Here is a 17931-nt window from a genome sequence, read left to right on the forward strand (position 1 = left end):
TTGATGCGTAGATACTTCGACCTGGTAGTGGCAGGAAGCCTGCTGTTCCTGTGCCTATTTTTTGCGTTGATCCTACTGTCGGTTTCTACCACTTCCGACTCTGGATTATTAAGCGTGTTTACCGGGTTTCTGGCGCTAGTATTCGCCGCTATAGCTGGCGGATTTCAACTGATTCTTGCTACCTTGCGTCTGATTTTTAAATTAGATGCCCGGCGTTTTTGGGCTCGCGCTAGCCTAATCTCCCTGGTTTTCACCGTCTTTTCCCTCATCTATGCCGCTATCGCCGGCAGCGCCGAAACTGGACTACTGACCTTCGCCTTCGGGATATTCACTGTCCTGGGCGCGGTGCAATGCGCATGCGCTTGGGCGCTAAGCAACTCCCTAACAAGACAACCGCTCCCTAAAAACCCCACCAGCCAGTAGCAAGGCGGGACACTGTAAAGAAACTAGCAAACCCTATAAAGAAAAAATGCCTGAAAAATACGATTACAAACTGCCGCTTTCAGCCCAAGCGCCTCGCCTGAGTATTAGCGAAGGCGAAACCCTAATCGAAAGATCGATACTGCCCGGCGGTATCCGCTTGATTACCCAACAGGTACCCGCCTCGCCCTCGGTAGTGCTCGGGTTTTGGATCCCAGCAGGCTCGCGCGATGAAGGACCGCAGCATTTGGGATCTACCCATTACTTAGAACACCTGCTGTTCAAAGGCTCAGCTACCCGCACCGCGAAGCAAATCTCGCGGGCATTCGATGCTGTGGGGGGAGAGCTTAACGCGGCGACCGCGAAAGAATCTACCCACTATTACTGCCGGGTGCTCTCCCGTGATCTACCAATGGCGGTAGAAGTGCTCACCGAAATGCTGGCGCGCCCCACTTTGGCGTCTCCAGATTTCGAATTGGAACGGGCAGTTATCCTGGACGAACTGGCCATGTCCCAAGATGATCCTCAAGATGTTGGCTACGAAAAATTTTTGGGTCAACTATTCCCCAGCTCCCCGCTGGGCCTGCCGGTAGGTGGCACTGCGCAAACCGTGGCGGCCACCCCCTTAGAAGCGGTGAAAGCCCATCATCAGCGCTGGTATCAGCCCCGCCACCTGGTAGTTGCGGCCGCCGGTGATATTAAGCATGACCGCCTGGCACAACTAATATTGGAAGCTGCCGGTAAAAACGGGTGGGATCTGCCCGCGGGCACCGATCCGGAAGTTCCTCAGCGTACCCAGCCAGCTCCGGCAGTGCCCGCCAGCGCCGTAGTAGAAAAAACGGTGGAACAGGGGCAAATATTTATCGGAACCCGTTCCCTGCCCGCAAATGATCCCCAACGCGACACGCTAAGCATGTTGCTCACGGTACTTTCCGGAGGAATGTCTTCCCGGTTATTCCAAGAGATCCGAGAAAAACGCGGACTGGCCTACTCTACCTATGCTTTTGACTCCGCCTATAGCGATAGCGGATCCTTCGGCCTCTACGCCGGGTGTGCCCCCAATAATTTGGAGCAAGTTGGAGACCTGCTGGTGGCAGAACTAGAAAAACTCGCCGAGCAGGGAGTACCCGAAGGTGAACTAGCCGAAGCGTTAGGGCAGCTCAGCGGGGGAGTACTGCTGGGAATGGACGATAACCGCGCCCGGATGGCGCGTCTGGGGCGCGCGGAAGTAAACGGAGGCCGCTTGCGCACCATCGAACAGTTAAACGCTGCCCTACAAAATGTGAGCAGCGCCCAAATTAGTGAGCTGGCAGCGCAATTTCTCGGCTTACCACAGGTGAAAGTCGTGGTACGCCCGGCGGTGGCATAAGCTGAACGAGTGAGAATAAAGAAACTTTTACCAGTTATTGCCGCCACGGCGCTGCTTGCCGCCTGCAGCCCCGCCGCGCAGTCGCCGGCGCCCGAAAAAACTTCTACCGCCACTAACCCCAAAGTAACCAGTTCGGCCTCGACCTCGCCTGCTACCCCGACAGTTTCGCAAACCCCGGAAGTGACCTTCACTCCCAAAGATCACCTGTCGGAAACGCAAAACTCCTTCGTCAAACAGGTGATGGAAAAGAACCACTATGATCAGCGCACCGCGGAGATTGTTTTGGGGCCAGTACAATCCCTGTGCGGACTGCTCGATACCAAGCAGCCAGATTCGGCGGCTAATAAACAAACGCTGTCTGATATTTATACCAAAGTAGATTCTGCGGAGCTCCGGCAAGAATGGTACAACAATCTGCAGATAGCAGGGCAAACCCTGTGTCCAGATAAAGCCCAAATCATTAACGCTAATAAACCAGAGGGTGTGAAGTAGAGTGAGCGAAAAACTGAAAGTCGCCGTGGTCGGAGCCCAGGGGCGGATGGGGCAGTCCGCTTGTCAAGCGATCACAGACTCCACAGACTTGCAGCTAGTTGCCCGTTTGGGCAGTAAAGATGAGATCACCTCCCAGACTTTAGCCGGGGCTGAGGTCGCCGTGGAGTTCACTATTCCTAGCGCCAGTTTTGCCAATACTGCCGCGATTTTGCGCTCCGGCGCCCATGCGGTAGTCGGTACCTCGGGGTGGGACGAGGACGCACAGGCAAAAATCCAGGAAGTGGCGCGCGAAACTGGGCGTAACGTATTGATTGCTCCCAACTTTGCGCTTTCCGCGGTACTGGTGATGGCTTTTTCTCGCTTGGCGGCGCCTTTTTTCACTTCCGCCGAAATTGTGGAGACTCATCATCCGAAAAAATTAGATGCGCCGAGCGGGACAGCGTTAGCAACCGCCCAGCAAATGGCGGCGGCCCGCAAGCAAGCCGATATTCCGCCCGCCCCCGATGCCACCACCACCGATCCCGAGGGTGCGCGCGGCATGAAAGTGGGGGATGTGGGGATCCACTCGCTGCGGATGCTAGGGGCTAACGCGCACCAGGAAGTGCTCCTTTCTAACCCGGGGGAACAGCTACGACTGCGCACTGACTGTTTTGATCGCTCCTCCTTTATGCCGGGAGTGCTGCTGGCTGTGCGGAAAGTTGCAGATGCGGCTCCTTTGACAGTGGGGCTGGATAAGCTCATGGATTTAGGGATTTAAAGTGACTGCTCCTTCTGCCGAAGAAACAGTCCGCTTAGCGAAAAGCGAAGATTTACCTGACTGGGGACGCATCCAGGCGCAGGCTATGCAGGCCGACCTGCAGTCCCATCTGGGACAAATCGGTCCGCAAACCTTAGCGCTTATTGACCCGGAGCAGATTACGCGTGCCTGGCAGCAGGCGTTATTTAGCCCGCCCTCGCCAAAACATCACCTGCTTACCGCCGTAAATGAAGGACAGGTAGTGGGGATGGCGGCGATTGCCCCTGCCCCGAAAATGCTGGTGCAACCCAAACAGTCCCCGCTCGCCGAAAGAAATGCTGATGCCGAAATCGTGGCGCTCGAGGTCGCCGATTGGGAAAATAACCTGGCTGATGCCTCTCGCCTGGTAAATGCGGTCGGCGATATGTTGCGAATGTCTGGGGCTAGCCGGCTGCAGATTTGGCTAGCTGCCGAAGCCCAAGAAAAAATCCGGTTCTTCAACGAATGCGGATTCGCCCCCGCCGGTCTGCGCCAAGGCCTAAAAGTAGGGCATGAATCCATGGTGCAGCACCTGTGGTTTACTGACCTATAGACCCCTCCCGCCCGCTTTTTGGACGAAAGAAAAAACTCCAAGTGGGGTGGGTAGAGTGGGGATATGAGCAACGCAGAGTGTACTTATCGCCTTCCCGCACCGGTTGGGGTAGCAATGGTGACCCCCTTTCACCCAGACGGCTCCGTAGACTACGATACCGCCGCCAACCTTGCTAAACACCTGGTGGATCAGGGAATCGATCACCTGGTGCTTTCGGGTACCACCGGGGAATCGCCAACCACTCACCTGGATGAAAAAGAACAGTTGATTAAGGTAGTTCGCCAAGCAGTAGGCGAAGACCTGTACATTACTGCCGGGGCAGGATCAAACGACACGGAACATTCGGTGCGAATGGCACGCAGTGCCGAGGCCGCTGGGGCTGACGCTATCCTAGTGGTAAGCCCCTATTATTCCCGTCCCTCCCAAGAGGGGATGTATCAGCACTTTGCTAAAGTGGCTGGTCAGACAGATCTGCCAGTTATGCTTTACGATATTCCCGGACGTACCGGGGTAGCTATCGGTGATGAACTCCTCATGCGTCTGGCAGAGATCGACAATATTGTGGCGGTCAAAGATGCTACCGGCAAAGTGGAAGTCGGGGCGCGGCGCATAGACGAAACCGGTTTGGCTTTCTATTCCGGTGATGATGGGCTCAATTATTCCTGGCTTACCCATGGCGCGGTGGGGGTGATCAGCGTGGTAGCTCACGTCGCCGGTGCCAGCTACCGCAAAATGGTGCAGCTGGTAGAAAACGGAGACTACCAGGAGGCGCTGCAGCTCTCCCTAAAGCTAGAACCCTTGGTGAAAGCGTTAATGGGAGGGGGACAAGGCGCCGTAATGGCCAAGCACGCCCTCGCTGAACAAAAAATTATTCCCACCGCTACTTTGCGCCTACCCCTAGCTCCCGCCAGCGAAGAGGAGATCGCCCAGCTGCGCGCCGCCCTGGAACGTTTCGAATTGCTTTAGAAACGCTCGCGGTGTGCTAGCGGTTTTGACCGCGAAACCGGTTTTACCCACCGGCCTAGAGTGCCGAGGGCGCCTAGCAGTGGAGATTTGGCCTAAAGACCTGCCTAGAAGGACTAATCGCACCCCCGTGAGCGCGGAAGTTTGCTATAGGCGGGTAAAATCGGAACAATTAGACACGTGAATCCGCTTTATCCTGAACTTTCTTTTCCGCCGAAGCTAAAATCCGACACCATCCGGGTAGTTCCCCTGGGAGGACTGGGGGAAGTCGGACGGAACATGACCGTAATCGAGCTCAACGGTAAAATCCTGATTGTCGATTGCGGGGTGCTCTTCCCCGAAGAAATCCAACCGGGTGTTGACCTGATCCTCCCCGACTTTTCCTATCTACACGGACGTATGGATCAGGTAATGGGGCTGGTGCTCACCCACGGTCACGAAGACCATATCGGGGCGGTACCCTATCTGTTGCGTCTGCGCGAAGATATTCCCATTTACGGCTCCCAACTCACCTTAGATTTTCTGCGACCCAAACTGGAAGAGCACCGACTTCCGGCAACGCATCTGCACCAGGTACGCGAGGGGGAGCGCATTGAGCTAGATATTTTTTCTTGCGAATTTTTGGCGGTCACCCACTCGATACCCGATGCCCTAGCGGTAATGGTTCGTACCAAAGCCGGAAACCTGTTGGTTACCGGCGACTACAAAATGGATCAGTTGCCGCTCGATAAACGGATCACTGACCTGCGTGCCTTTGCGCGTATGGGGGAAGAGGGCGTTGACCTATTCCTAGTGGACTCCACCAATGCGGAGGTTCCCGGTTTTATTGCCCCGGAAAGAAAAATCGGTCCGGTAATCCGCCAGGTACTATCAGAATCTAGCGGGCAAGTAATCGTAGCCTCCTTCGCCTCCCATGTGCACCGGGTGCAACAAGTGCTGGACGCTGCCCGCGCGGTGGGGCGCAAAGTGTGCCTGTCGGGGCGTTCCATGGAACGCAATATGAACATTGCGGCGCAGGCCGGCTACCTGGATCTAGATCCACAAGTGGTAGTGCGCGCGGATGAACTCAAGCGCCTGCCCCCGGAAAAACGCGTGTGGATGGTTACCGGATCCCAAGGTGAACCCATGGCCGCGCTCTCGCGGATTGCCCAAGGGGAACACCGCCTAGTGTCCCTGGAGCCAGAAGATACCGTACTGCTGGCCTCCTCCCTGATCCCCGGAAATGAAAACTCAGTCTACCGGGTAATAAATGCACTGATGCGCCAAGGCGCCAATGTAGTACATAAGGGTAACCGCGCGGTTCACGTTTCCGGACACGCCGCGGAAGGCGAACTGCTCTACACCTACAACATTGTGCAACCCAAGAATGTGATGCCGATTCACGGAGAAATCCGGCATTTGATTGCCAATGGACGGATCGCCCAATCCACCGGGGTGCCGGAAGAAAATGTGGCTTTAGCCGAGGACGGGGTAGTAGTCGACCTCAAAGATGGGCAAGCGCGCGTAGTGGGACAAGTCGATTGCGAATACGTGTATGTTGATGGCGGATCTATCGGAGAAATCGATGAAGATCAGCTAAAAGACCGCATGACTTTGGGTGAAGAAGGTTTTGTTTCCGTATTTGCCGCGGTAGATGTGCCCACCAAGATTATTGCCGCCGGCCCGCATATTACCGCTCGGGGAATGGCCGAGGACGAGGGGGTGTTTAGGGAAGTGCTACCGGATGTGACCGAAGCATTACAAAGGGCATTAAACCAAGGCGATAGCGATCCTTATCGCCTGCAACAGGCGATGCGCCGTGCTTTGGGACGTTGGGTGGCGCGCCGCTTGCGCCGTCGCCCCATGATCGTACCGGTAGTTGTGGAGATTTAGATGCGGGTAACTGGAAAAGAAAAGTCGGATATTTCTTGGCGTCAGCGCGTTCCCGCCTGGCTAGGTTGGGTCTATACCATTGCCGCGCTATTTTGCCTGGTAATGATTCCGTTGCGCTACAGCGGTAGCCGCGGATTTGGGCGCTTTACCTACCTGGTGCTAACTATGCTCGGGGTGCCCTCGACTGCTACCTTAGGCGCGGCAGTATTATTGGCGTTCTTGGCGCTGCTGTGTTTTTCCCGCAAGCGGATCGGGGTTATCGTCCTGATCGCTTTGCATACCCTGCACGCCTTACTGAGCCTGACTGCGCTGTTATTTTCTTTCTCGAATCCAGAACTTACCCTGACGGTCGGCTTATTCCTGGGGTTTCGGCTGCTGTTTTCCACATTTGTGGTAGTAGTTTTATTCGCCTCTGCCCGTAGCTTTTGGGGAAGAATCAATGCGCGATCCGCCTGGAAAGCCCTCTTAGTGCTGCTAAGTGGCCAATTGCTGGTATTTGGCATGGGGTTCATCATGGCTCGGGTTCTTGCGCCGCGCACTTGGGATAGTGGAACGTTGGCATTTTGGGTCTTTTCCCGAATGTCGGGATGGCGACTGCCCCACGGTAATGCCATCCGTTTGCACCTAGCCCACCTAAGCGGTTTCCGCGGTCTGGGCTTCTTCATCATGGTGCTTTCCGGCCTGGTGATGATGATTGCCGCCAATCGCTTTATTCTCGGTCAACGGGCGCAAGCTCGCACGCGCAGCGAAGATCTCGCTTTGCGCGCCCTCCTGTTCAAATGGGGGAAAGCTGATTCCTTAAGCTATTATGCCACCCGGGATAACCGGGCAGTAGTTTTCAGTGCTGATGGGCAAGCAGTGGTTTCCTACGGGGTAGCTCTGGGAGTGGCTCTAGCGGCCGGCGATCCCATAGGGGATCCTTCTTCCTGGGAAAATGCGGTGCAAAGATGGAAGGCACACTGTTACCGTCAAGGATGGATTCCAGCGGTAATCTCCGCTAGCGCCCAAGGGGCGCGTGTCTATCGCCACCAGGGACTTCGAGTACGCAAAATGGGTGACGAAGCTATTATCAGCCCCGAACGTTTTGAACGTAACTCCAGTGCCGGCCGAGCCTTATTAGCTGCTCAAAGAAGAGTTGCTCGCGCGGGGGTAGAGATCGAGATTTGCAGGCAAAGCGAACTTACTCCCGCACAGCTGCAGGAAGTAGCGATGGTGGCCGAACTTTTCCGGCGCGGGAATGAACGGGGCTTCTCGATGAGCCTCGATAGAATGTTCGCTCCGCAAGAGGGCGAGCAAATTATAGTCACCGCGCGAGGCCAAGATGGTCAGCTACAATGCCTGCTCACCTTCGTTCCCTGGGGGCAACGCGCCGTCTCTCTCAACTTGATGCGCCGGGCAGAATCGGCGGTCAACGGGGTAGTAGAAGCCATGGTGCTCGCCTTGCTGCAGCAAGGACCCGAAAAAGGGATAGACCAGTTCTCGTTGAACTTTGCGATGTTCAGAGAAGTTTTTGTGGAGGGCGAAGCCGTTGACGCCAGTATTAATGATCGCGTCAAGCGCGCCCTCTTTGTTAAAGCCTCCCGTTTTTGGCAACTAGAGTCGCTATATGAATCCAACGCCCGGTATAACCCGAAATGGTTGCCCCGTTATTTTTGTTTTTCTTCCGACCCGTTAGTGCCATTATCGCTGATAGCAGCGGGAATGCTAGAGGGATTCGTACCCGCACCAGAGGCTGCCGTGCGCGGGGAACCTTTTGAATGGGAAGTTGATAGCCAGTATCTGCGGGAACTGCAAGCGATGCGCAGCGAGCATACCGCGGCTAAACTGCAGGTCAAACTGAGTGAACAACAAAGATCGCGGCGCGCGAAAGCGGAAAAACTAAGTGCCGCGGGAATCGAATCCTTCCCGGTAGGTTTCGATTTAGGGATTCCCTTATCTGCAGCGAAAGCTAAGGTAGACGCGGGCGAGACCGGGAAAGCGATCCGCACCCTTGGCCGGATTGTGGCGCGAAGGAATCACGGCGGGGTAGTGTTTTGGGATTTGCACTATCAAGGCACCTATCTGCAGGTGGTGCTAGAGCGAAGCAACCTCAGCGCGGAGCAGTTCGCCCACTTACGCCTGCTGGATTTAGGAGATCTGCTGGTTGTGAGCGGCCAGTGCGGAGCTTCCCGCAATGGCACGCCCTCATTGATAGCAGAAAGCTGGACGCTGGCCGCGAAAGCGCTGCGCCCGATTCCGCATCCGGCTACCCGGCTAGACATTGGCACCCGCACCCGCGAACGCACAATGACTTTGCTCAATGATGCGACCGCAATGCGCCAGCTGCAGGCACGTTCGCGGGCATTAAGTGCGGTGCGTAAAGAACTGATAGACCGCGGCTATCTGGAGGTGGAAACCCCCATGCTGCAGGCGGTGCAAGGCGGGGCTAATGCCCGTCCCTTCGTTACTCACTCCAATGCCTACCAGGTGAATATGTTCTTGCGGATCGCCCCGGAACTGTATTTAAAACGCCTGGCTATAGCGGGGATGGGGGCAATCTTCGAGATGGGGCGCTCCTTTAGGAACGAGGGCGCGGACGCAACTCACAACCCCGAGTTCACCTCCTTAGAGGTCTATAAAGCCGGTTCTGACTACCGCGAAATGATGACCCTTACCCGTCAGCTTTACCAGGCAGCCGCCCGCGCAATTCATGGAAAAGAAATCGCTCTGCGCCCGGCAGGATCGCCCGAAACTAGCGATGAAAGCGGCGAAGTGGAGTTCGTGGAGGTCGATATTTCTGGCGATTGGCGGGTAATCTCGGTTTTTGATGCGGTATCTGAGGCCGTGGGAACCGTGGTTACCCCCGATACCGGGGAAGAGGAGCTGCGTAGCCTGTGCCTGCAGCACCACCTGACTCCGCCGCCGGGCGCCAATAGTGGCACCTTGCTGGGGACGCTATATGACGACCTGGTAGAGGCGCGCACAATTAAACCTACCTTCTACTGTGATTTCCCGGTGGAGTCCTCTCCGCTTACCCGCAGACACCGCAGCGATCCCCGCCTGGCTGAACGCTGGGATCTGGTGGCGTTCGGGATGGAACTGGGAACTGCATATAGCGAACTAACTGACCCCCGTGACCAGCGGGAACGCTTTACTCAGCAGTCGCTCGCGGCAGCCGCCGGAGATCCGGAAGCCATGAGCTTAGACGAAGACTTCTTAAACTGTTTAGAGCTGGGGATGACCCCCCTAGGAGGACTAGGGCTGGGAATGGATCGGATGGCAATGATGCTGATGGGCTGCGATATTCGGCAGGTGCTAGCCTTCCCGTTTGTTAAACCTAGGAATTAATAACCAAATTTTGGTGCTAAGGAAAAAGATTGGGTGGCGAAATGACGGAAGAAAAAAACAAGCTGGTGTCGGTAGCGGCGGTGGTTTTGACTCTACCGTTGAAAGTGTCGCGATTGCCCGAACGGGGAACCACCGTTCTTGGTAGCGCGAAGCGCCCGGGAGTGGGGGAGTCGGCGGAAGTGATGTTGGCCGCTGCTCGGCAAGGAGTAGAGGTAATCAACATGTCTTGCCTGGGCACTGGCCCTAACTCTACCCAAGCGAGACAAGTGCTCAGAGAAGCAAATATAGAGACCCGCACAGTAGAAGTGGTGGGCGATATCGGGATGAAAATTCAGATGATTGAAGAGGGAGGATACTATGCTTCGGTGCTCACCACCGGGGTGGAAATAGATATTTCTGGTCGCGAGCTAGATAAAGTTTCGATGCATCCGGGAGACGTAGTTTATATTTCAGCCGGAGATCTCACCCACACCTCGTATCGAGCAGCGCTTTCCCAATGGCTTCCTTCCTTGCCGGATCAGGTAAAAGTGGTTATGGCTGCCACTCCCCAGATTTCCCAGATCGATCCGCACTGCGTTTCCGAGGTATTGCCCCACGTTGATGTGCTTACTTGCAACGAATACGAATCCCAGTTCTTACCCGGATCAGTGGGTCATTTGACCTGCGGGTATGTTGCAGAAAAGCTGCCCGAATCAGCTTGGGTGGTGGAGAGAATTGGCTCCTATGGGGCAAAGATAATAGATGCTGACCGGCAAACCATGGTGCCCTCGCTGAGTATCAAAGTGGCTGATACTTTGGGAGTCGGATCAGCCCACACCGGGGTGTTGCTGGCGAGCTTGGTCAAAGGACTTGATCCATTTGAGGCTATAGAACGCGCCAATGTTGCCGGAGCTATGGCGGCAGAAAAACACGGAAACGACACCTGCCCCAGCGAGTCAGAAATAGAGCAGCGACTAAGCGAAGTTCCTGCCTACCGCTAGCAACTTTTTTCTAAAAGCTAATCCCCCTTGAACTGGGAAGCGAGTTGCCGGCGGCGTGGCAATCAGCGCCAGATGAGTCTGTAAGGGTAGAGTGCCAGTGTTATGGTTGCGAAAAAAAATAATAAGAAGCTTGAGTCCTCCTCTTCCGTTAAAGATAGCTCCCGGATGCGTGATGGGGTGGCGTTCTTACTTATTGCTTTAGCTACGATGTCGGCGTTAACGGAATGGTTCGCCATGGATGCACTAGCAACCCGAGCTTTGCATCATCTAGCGGCGGCTCTGCTGGGTATGTACAGCATCCTTGCCCCGATCATTTTGGTAGGGGCGGCGATTAGCCTCTTTCGCAACCGCGCCCCCGAAGAATCCCACCTCCACATTTTGCTGGGGACAATCGGGATAGCGGCAGCAGTTACCGGAATTACCCATGTGGCATGTGCTAGTCCGCCAATAAGTAATTTTTCGGCGATTGAACAATCCGGAGGCATTCTGGGATGGCTTTTCGGGCATCCCCTGCAAATCCTAGTCTCTGCACCCGGAGCGGTAATTTTACTGGTGCTCTTAGGTTTGTATTCCCTGCTAATCGCCACTGATACTTCTATTTCCCAAGTGTTAGGGGTCATGCGCTCCCTCACTCAGCGAGTTAAAGCCGGCTTTGCGAAGTCGCCTGAAGCCGGGGAAACAGAGGGCGCGACCGAAACCAGCGCGGTGGAGGACACCGATAAACAGGCTCCCGCTACCCGCACCCGCCGGCTGAAACGCTGGGAGCGGACGGCAGCGGCTGAGCAGGACGACTTGGCGGCGGAAACTGATAGCGGCACCCAGGTGCTAGAGCCGCAAACGCCACAAACGCCGGCTTCAAAAGCGGAACCTAAGCCGCGCGCTTCGCGGATGCGGCTGCCCCAGGATGCGGAAGAAACCAAAGTTCTCAGCGGTACCGAAGCCGTCCCGATGCCAGAAAACGCCGATGAGGGAGAAAAAACCCAGCTGTTGCTGCCGGGCACCGGAGAAACCGGGATGGAGCTGGCCGATGGGCAAACCTATGAACTGCCCGGAGAGGAACTGCTAGTTAAAGGCAAGCCGCATAAGATCCGATCCGAAGCCAATGATCGGGTAGTTGCTGCCTTGGAAGAAGTATTCACCGAGTTCGGAGTGGACGTAAAAGTTACCGGATTCTCCCGCGGCCCTACGGTTACTCGTTATGAACTGGAACTGGGACCGGGGGTAAAAGTAGAGAAAATTACTAACCTCAAAAACAATATCGCTTACGCGGTGGCCAGTGCGGATGTGCGAATACTATCCCCGATTCCGGGTAAAAGTGCGATCGGGATCGAAATTCCGAACACCGATCGCGAGATTGTGGCGCTAGGCGACGTGCTACGTTCGGCTGCGGCCCACCGCTCAGCTCATCCGCTAATGGTCGGCGTGGGCAAAGACGTCGAGGGCGGATACGTAGTTACTAACCTGGCAAAGACTCCTCACCTTTTGGTAGCGGGAGCCACCGGTTCGGGTAAATCCTCTTTCGTAAACTCGATGATTACTTCCCTGTTGATGCGGGCTACCCCCGAGCAGGTGCGGTTGATTCTAGTTGACCCCAAGCGGGTGGAGCTCACTATCTATCAGGGGATTCCCCATCTGATTACCCCGATTATCACCGATCCCAAGAAGGCGGCGGAAGCCCTGGAATGGGCGGTTAAAGAGATGGATCACCGCTATAACGATATGGCCAATTTTGGGCATAAACATATCGATTCTTTCAACCAGGCAGTGCGGGCAGGCGAAGTTGTGCCCCCACCTGGGTCTGAGCGGGAAATCAGTCCCTACCCTTATCTGTTGATCGTGGTAGACGAGCTAGCCGATATGATGATGGTCGCTCCCCGGGACGTAGAAGCCTCTATCCAGCGGATTACCCAGCTAGGACGAGCCGCCGGGATTCACCTGGTAGTGGCCACCCAGCGTCCCTCGGTAGACGTAGTGACCGGTATTATCAAAGCTAATATCCCGTCCCGCTTAGCTTTCGCCACCTCCTCTATTACGGATTCGCGCACTATTTTGGATCAGGGGGGCGCCGAAGCGCTAATCGGTCAGGGTGACTCCCTCTATCTGCCGGCAGGAACCGCGAAGCCGATGCGTATTCAAGGTGCCTGGGTAGGTGAGGACGAGATTCAACGGGTCGTGGATTCGGTCAAATCCCAGATGAGTCCGGAATATCGCGAGGATGTAATCGTCAAAGAAGAGGACAAACCCAAAGTTGCCGAAGATATCGGTGACGATTTGGATGACCTGCTAGAGGCCGCGCAACTGGTGATTAACACCCAGTTAGGTTCGACTTCCATGCTGCAACGCAAATTGCGGGTAGGGTTCGCCCGGGCGGGCAGGCTGATGGATCTGCTTGAATCGCGAGAAATTGTAGGGCCTTCTCGGGGCTCCAAAGCTCGGGAAGTGTTAGTTTCTCCAGAGCAACTTCCCGAAGTGTTAGCGATGTTGCGCGGAGAAAAGCCCGCGGTTCCACCTGCGGACACGTCCTCGGAAGGGATGAGCGGCAGCGCAGAAGAAGTCCCCTTAGAGGAAGTGGAAGCCGAAAGCAGCGAGGACGCGTGGGAGCTTACCGGACGCTAAGCACCTATAATGCGTTTTTAGAGCGTAAAAATCTATTAGAGTAGTAGTTGATGGAAAGTAAAGAAAAACCCGCACCTTCATCGGAAAAGTGGCGGCAAATAATTCCAAATGCCCTAACAATCGCGCGAATTATCTTGGTGCCAGTTTTTATCGCCTTGATGATTATGCAGCATATGCGGGGGTCAGTATCCCTACTAATTGTGTCTCTGGTGGTCTTTTGTATAGCTTCCTATACCGATCATCTAGACGGAAAACTGGCGCGCCGCTGGCAGGTGGTGAGTGATTTTGGGAAGCTAGTTGACCCGATCGCGGATAAAGCGCTGATGATTTCGGCTTTCGTTTTACTCTCCCTATTCCAGAACCTGTGGTGGTGGTTCACTGCAGTCGTGATTCTACGTGAGGTGGCGGTTACTCTCCTGCGTATGTATCTGCTGCGTTCGGGAGTAGTTTTGCCTGCCTCTAAAGGCGGGAAAATCAAGACCAGCTTGCAGATCCTAATGGTCTTCTTGTGGATGCTAGCGGGGATTTGCTACCCGTTTAACACTCAGGTGGGTGTGGTGATTATGTACCTGGCGATTGCGGTTTTGATTGCTGCTTTCGTGGCCACGGTACTTTCGGGACTGGTCTACTTCCTGGATGCTCACGACAATCAAAAAGAACAAGCTAAAGCAGCAGACAGTGGCGATAAGGGCGAGGAAAATACCTCGCTAGCTAAGCCGGACGCGGATACTGGAAAGCTCGGCAAAGGTGGGCAAGGAGCTGATAATGCACATCTCCCAGATGAAGATGCTCTAGAAGCTAAGAAAACCTGGGAACCGCGGGCAAAGCGCGCTGCCCGACGCAAAGAGCCCAAAGCGCAGGAAACCACAGCGGATCGGGCGGCAGCCACCACGACAGATGAACCAGAGGTAAGCGATCCGAAAGACCGGGAGGAAGAGGCCTCGGTTTCCCTTGAGGAGACCCTTGGAGCTGCCTCTTCAAAGGATAAAGAAGGCGAGCCCCAGAGGGGAGGAGACCGTGCCGCCAAGTTTCCTTCGCGGCGTACGCGCCGAGCCCGGCAGGCGCAAAAGCTTGGGGGAGAAGCCGCACCCCACGATGAGCAACAAGATAGTTCGCGGGATAACCAGCACTCCCCGTCTCCCGGGAGAATCCCAGATTTGTCGGCGGCCAGCGCTAGCCCTACGCCCAGCAGCGAGCCAGAGACTGCGGAGGAAAGTCCAGAGCCAGAAGCGTCCGGGCTAGCACAAGAGGAAACGCGCGAGGAAACGCCTCGGTTCGCAATGACCCGTTCGCAGCTGCGGCGGCAAATGAATCAATAGTTTATAGTCACGTAGGTCACTTAGCTGTGAACACTGGCACTCTTTGTCGATATTTGGAATGAATCCCGCGAAGATGGTGTTGGAACCAGTGTGAATGCAAGAGAGTATCAAAAGACACCGGCCGGGTTCCATCAGGATGGGAAATCCGGGCACGGGCAGCAGATAGGGGGATATGCTATGGATATGACAAGCAAAGATTCGGGGAACAAGACTCCGTTGCTGCGCGAAGAGATTGGGCAAGTTCTACGGATGGTACGCCGATCCCAGGGGCGCACCTTACGGGAAGTTTCCACCAGTGCCCAGGTGTCTTTGGGGTATCTTTCTGAGGTAGAGCGCGGGCAAAAAGAAGCTTCTTCGGAACTACTAGCTGCGATTTGTAACGCTCTCGAGGTGCCGATGGCAATGGTGCTGCGGGAAGTTTCGTTACGAGTAGCGGTAGCAGAGGGGCTCTCCGTGCGTCGCCAGGTGCCAGAAGTGCCGGTACATTCGGTAGTCTAGCCTGGTGAAACGCTCAGAGTTCGACTTTGCCCTGAAAGCCGTTTTTGGATCGGCTTTCGGGGCGTCTTTACTTTCAGATTTATACTTACCTGATTTGCACTCCACTGCCGAGCAGGCTTTAGCCTCTGGGGAAGATCCCCAGCAAATTTGGGACTGCCTATTGACGCAAACCGATAGTGATCCGCAGCTGCGTTTTATCCATCGCGCTGATCGGAGAACTTTGAATGAGCTCGCGCGTCAAGGATTATTAAGAACTTAACGGGGAAAATAGGGGGTATTGGCGCCCCAGTTAATAGTTTTTAGCCGGCTTATATTTTTCTTCCTCCGCATTTCATTTTGTCGAACATCTGTTCGCTAGGTACAGTTGTACTCAGACGCGCAGTCGGTGATTTTTCCCTTACGGATTATCGCCAAGCTGTTAAACGTAATTGGCCGTACGTAGCGTTAGCTTGGAGCCTCGGAGAGGGGTACCCCAAGGTAAAACCCAGGCCAGCCCAGTAATAGTTCGGAGAGAACCAGGAAGGATAGACACCATGGCAAAAAAGACCGCAAAACGGCAAGTAAGCACAGGCGGAAACCGGGAACAAGCCTTAGATATGGCGCTAGCCGCGATAGATAAGCAATTCGGTAAGGGTTCAGTGATGCGCCTAGGGGAAAACACTCATCGCCAGGTGGAGGTCATCTCAACTGGTTCTGTGGCTTTAGATATCGCCCTGGGGGTGGGGGGATTACCTCGGGGACGAATTATCGAGATTTACGGTCCGGAGTCTTCCGGTAAAACCACTGTAGCTCTGCACGCGGTAGCGGCGGCTCAAAAGGCCGGTGGGAATGCCGCTTTTATTGATGCTGAGCACGCCCTCGACCCCGAATACGCCAAGAAACTAGGGGTCAATACGGATGAACTCTTGGTTGCCCAGCCTGATACCGGGGAACAGGCTTTAGAAATCGCCGATATGCTGGTGCGCTCGGGGGGAATTGATATTTTAGTTATCGACTCGGTAGCAGCGCTGGTCCCCAAAGCAGAAATCGATGGGGAAATGGGAGACTCCCATGTAGGTCTCCAGGCGCGCCTAATGAGCCAGGCGCTGCGGAAAATGACCGGAGCGTTGTCTGCCACCGGCACCACCGCGATCTTCATTAACCAGTTGCGGGAAAAGATCGGGGTTTTCTTCGGATCTCCGGAAACCACTACCGGGGGTAAAGCCCTGAAGTTCTATGCCTCGGTGCGCATTGATGTGCGCCGGATTGAAACCTTAAAGGATTCTTCGGGACCGATTGGTTCGCGTACCCGCGCGAAAGTAGTAAAAAACAAGATGGCTCCGCCTTTCAAGACTGCTGAGTTTGACCTGATGTACGGGGAAGGGATCTCTCGCGAAGCCTCGATTATCGACTTGGCTACCGATCTGGCAATCGTGCGTAAATCAGGAGCCTGGTACACCTATGAGGGCGACCAATTGGGGCAAGGGAAAGAAAACGTACGGCAGTATTTGAAGGATAATGCGGAACTAGCGGATGAAATCGAAGAAAAGATTTTGAAAGCCGTGGGCATTATCGGGGAGGACGCTGCCGAAGATCCCGCAGATGATGCTGCCGCTAGTGACAAGTAGGGCTATTTAGCTTCAGCTTCATGGTTAAGTATTTAGATCCAGAAAGTGATTTTGGCCTTCCCCGGCGCCGGAAGAAAAGCCCCAATCTGGCGGCGCGGCGGCAAAAGAATGCGGAGCTTCCTAGAGAGGAAGCATTAGCTGCGGCCAGGGAGGCGGCGATGCGAGTACTAGATCGCACCGCTGCCTCCAGCTCCCAGATTCACCAAAAACTGACTAAGGCGGGTTTTCTTCCAGAAATTGCTGACGAAATTGTCACTCGCTTTGCCGAGGTGGGGTTGCTAGATGACCGCGAATATGCCGCCATGCTGGTGCGTACCCGCTTTCAAGAACGCGGCCTCGTGGGCAGAGCTTTAGTTCAAGAGTTAAACCGGAAAGGCATAGCTCCTGACCTGCAGCAAGAAGCCTTAGCGCAGATTTGCCCGGAACAAGAGGCGCAAAGCGCTCGGATGCTAGCGGAAAAAAAGGCGCGCTCTTTGCACAATGTTTCCTATCCGCAGGCAATGCGCCGGATAGGTGCATTTTTAGCTCGCAAAGGATACTCGTCCAGCCAGTGCCACCAAGCTACCCGCGAAGTATTGGCAGATAGAGACTTCGAAACTGAATAGGCAAGGCCGGATCGTGCCATGATGGAACTATGAACCAAGAATTAGATACGTTAGCGCGTCGCTTACAAGAGATTCTGCGCGAGAAAAGCTACACCATCGCCTGCGCCGAGTCCCTAACTGCCGGGCTGGTATGCGCAACTCTGTGTGATATTGCCGGAGCCTCCGACGTGGTTGCCGGGGGAGTCACCACCTACCAGACCAGCACGAAAAGCGAAGTCTTGGGGGTTTCCCGCTCCCGCCTACAAGAAACTGGAGCCGTAGATCCGGTGGTGGCCGAAGCAATGGCACAGGGAGCGGCCAAACTATTTTCTGCTGACGTGGCTTTAGCTACTACCGGAGTGGCCGGACCAGGCAGCCAAGACGGACATAGTGCCGGTACGGTGTTTATTTCAGTGGCAACCCCCGCCGGGGGAGCAACTACGGAGCTTTCTCTATCCGGAGATCGTAACCAGATTCGCCTGCAAACAGTGGCCGCCGTCCTCCAACTGGCGATTGAGGCTTTAAGCTAAGCGCTTGTGGGCGGCACGGATTCCTC

At 55.1% G+C, this 17931-nt stretch carries 16 protein-coding genes; all 16 read left to right on the top strand.

The features are described 5' to 3' along the window. Positions 1-3 precede the first annotated feature (3 nt). The 16 genes from L0M99_RS00285 (at position 4) to L0M99_RS00360 (ending at position 17905) form a co-directional block, all read left to right on the top strand. A complete protein-coding gene (locus L0M99_RS00285) occupies positions 4-423 on the top strand; it encodes a hypothetical protein (protein WP_238127372.1) in 420 nt (139 codons plus the stop codon). 46 nt (positions 424-469) lie between these two features. Beyond that, positions 470-1789 carry a M16 family metallopeptidase gene (locus L0M99_RS00290; protein WP_238127373.1) on the top strand — a complete coding sequence of 440 codons (1320 nt, stop codon included), beginning with the start codon at positions 470-472 and terminating at the stop codon, positions 1787-1789. 9 nt (positions 1790-1798) lie between these two features. After that, positions 1799-2281: a hypothetical protein gene (locus L0M99_RS00295; protein ID WP_024058515.1), complete on the top strand. Its 483-nt coding sequence runs from the start codon at positions 1799-1801 to the stop codon at positions 2279-2281. A 1-nt stretch (position 2282) separates the two neighbouring features. Next, complete coding sequence (gene dapB / locus L0M99_RS00300) at positions 2283-3038, top strand: 4-hydroxy-tetrahydrodipicolinate reductase (protein ID WP_337954198.1); 756 nt, start codon at positions 2283-2285, stop codon at positions 3036-3038. Position 3039: 1 nt separating this feature from the next. Then, positions 3040-3609: a GNAT family N-acetyltransferase gene (locus L0M99_RS00305; RefSeq protein WP_238127374.1), complete on the top strand. Its 570-nt coding sequence runs from the start codon at positions 3040-3042 to the stop codon at positions 3607-3609. Between the two features lie 63 nt (positions 3610-3672). Beyond that, positions 3673-4575 carry a 4-hydroxy-tetrahydrodipicolinate synthase gene (dapA, locus tag L0M99_RS00310; protein ID WP_238127375.1) on the top strand — a complete coding sequence of 301 codons (903 nt, stop codon included), beginning with the start codon at positions 3673-3675 and terminating at the stop codon, positions 4573-4575. A gap of 177 nt (positions 4576-4752) precedes the next feature. Further along, entirely contained in the window at positions 4753-6444 is a 1692-nt protein-coding gene (locus tag L0M99_RS00315; RefSeq protein WP_238127376.1) for a ribonuclease J, read from the top strand. After that, on the top strand, positions 6445-9771 hold the full coding sequence (lysX, locus tag L0M99_RS00320; RefSeq protein ID WP_238127377.1) for a bifunctional lysylphosphatidylglycerol synthetase/lysine--tRNA ligase LysX: 3327 nt from the start codon (positions 6445-6447) through the stop codon (positions 9769-9771). It abuts the gene before it with no gap. Between the two features lie 41 nt (positions 9772-9812). Beyond that, positions 9813-10751 (top strand): PfkB family carbohydrate kinase, encoded by a 939-nt coding sequence (locus L0M99_RS00325; protein WP_238127378.1) that lies wholly within the window; start codon positions 9813-9815, stop codon positions 10749-10751. A 102-nt stretch (positions 10752-10853) separates the two neighbouring features. Continuing rightward, entirely contained in the window at positions 10854-13367 is a 2514-nt protein-coding gene (locus L0M99_RS00330) for a DNA translocase FtsK 4TM domain-containing protein (protein WP_425304293.1), read from the top strand. A gap of 50 nt (positions 13368-13417) precedes the next feature. Continuing rightward, positions 13418-14686: a CDP-diacylglycerol--glycerol-3-phosphate 3-phosphatidyltransferase gene (gene pgsA, locus L0M99_RS00335; protein WP_238127379.1), complete on the top strand. Its 1269-nt coding sequence runs from the start codon at positions 13418-13420 to the stop codon at positions 14684-14686. A gap of 177 nt (positions 14687-14863) precedes the next feature. Next, positions 14864-15184, top strand: coding sequence for a helix-turn-helix domain-containing protein (locus L0M99_RS00340; protein ID WP_024058525.1), 321 nt, complete (start codon positions 14864-14866; stop codon positions 15182-15184). Between the two features lie 4 nt (positions 15185-15188). After that, a complete protein-coding gene (locus tag L0M99_RS00345) occupies positions 15189-15443 on the top strand; it encodes a DUF3046 domain-containing protein (protein WP_024058526.1) in 255 nt (84 codons plus the stop codon). Between the two features lie 274 nt (positions 15444-15717). Further along, positions 15718-16791, top strand: a complete 1074-nt coding sequence (recA, locus tag L0M99_RS00350; protein ID WP_024058527.1) for a recombinase RecA — start codon at positions 15718-15720, stop codon at positions 16789-16791. Between the two features lie 20 nt (positions 16792-16811). Next, positions 16812-17396: a regulatory protein RecX gene (locus tag L0M99_RS00355; protein WP_238127380.1), complete on the top strand. Its 585-nt coding sequence runs from the start codon at positions 16812-16814 to the stop codon at positions 17394-17396. Between the two features lie 29 nt (positions 17397-17425). Continuing rightward, entirely contained in the window at positions 17426-17905 is a 480-nt protein-coding gene (locus tag L0M99_RS00360) for a CinA family protein (protein WP_238127381.1), read from the top strand. Positions 17906-17931 lie beyond the last annotated feature (26 nt).

Origin of the sequence: Varibaculum cambriense, assembly GCF_022133705.1 — a bacterium.
In the GTDB taxonomy this organism is placed as follows: domain Bacteria; phylum Actinomycetota; class Actinomycetes; order Actinomycetales; family Actinomycetaceae; genus Varibaculum; species Varibaculum cambriense_A.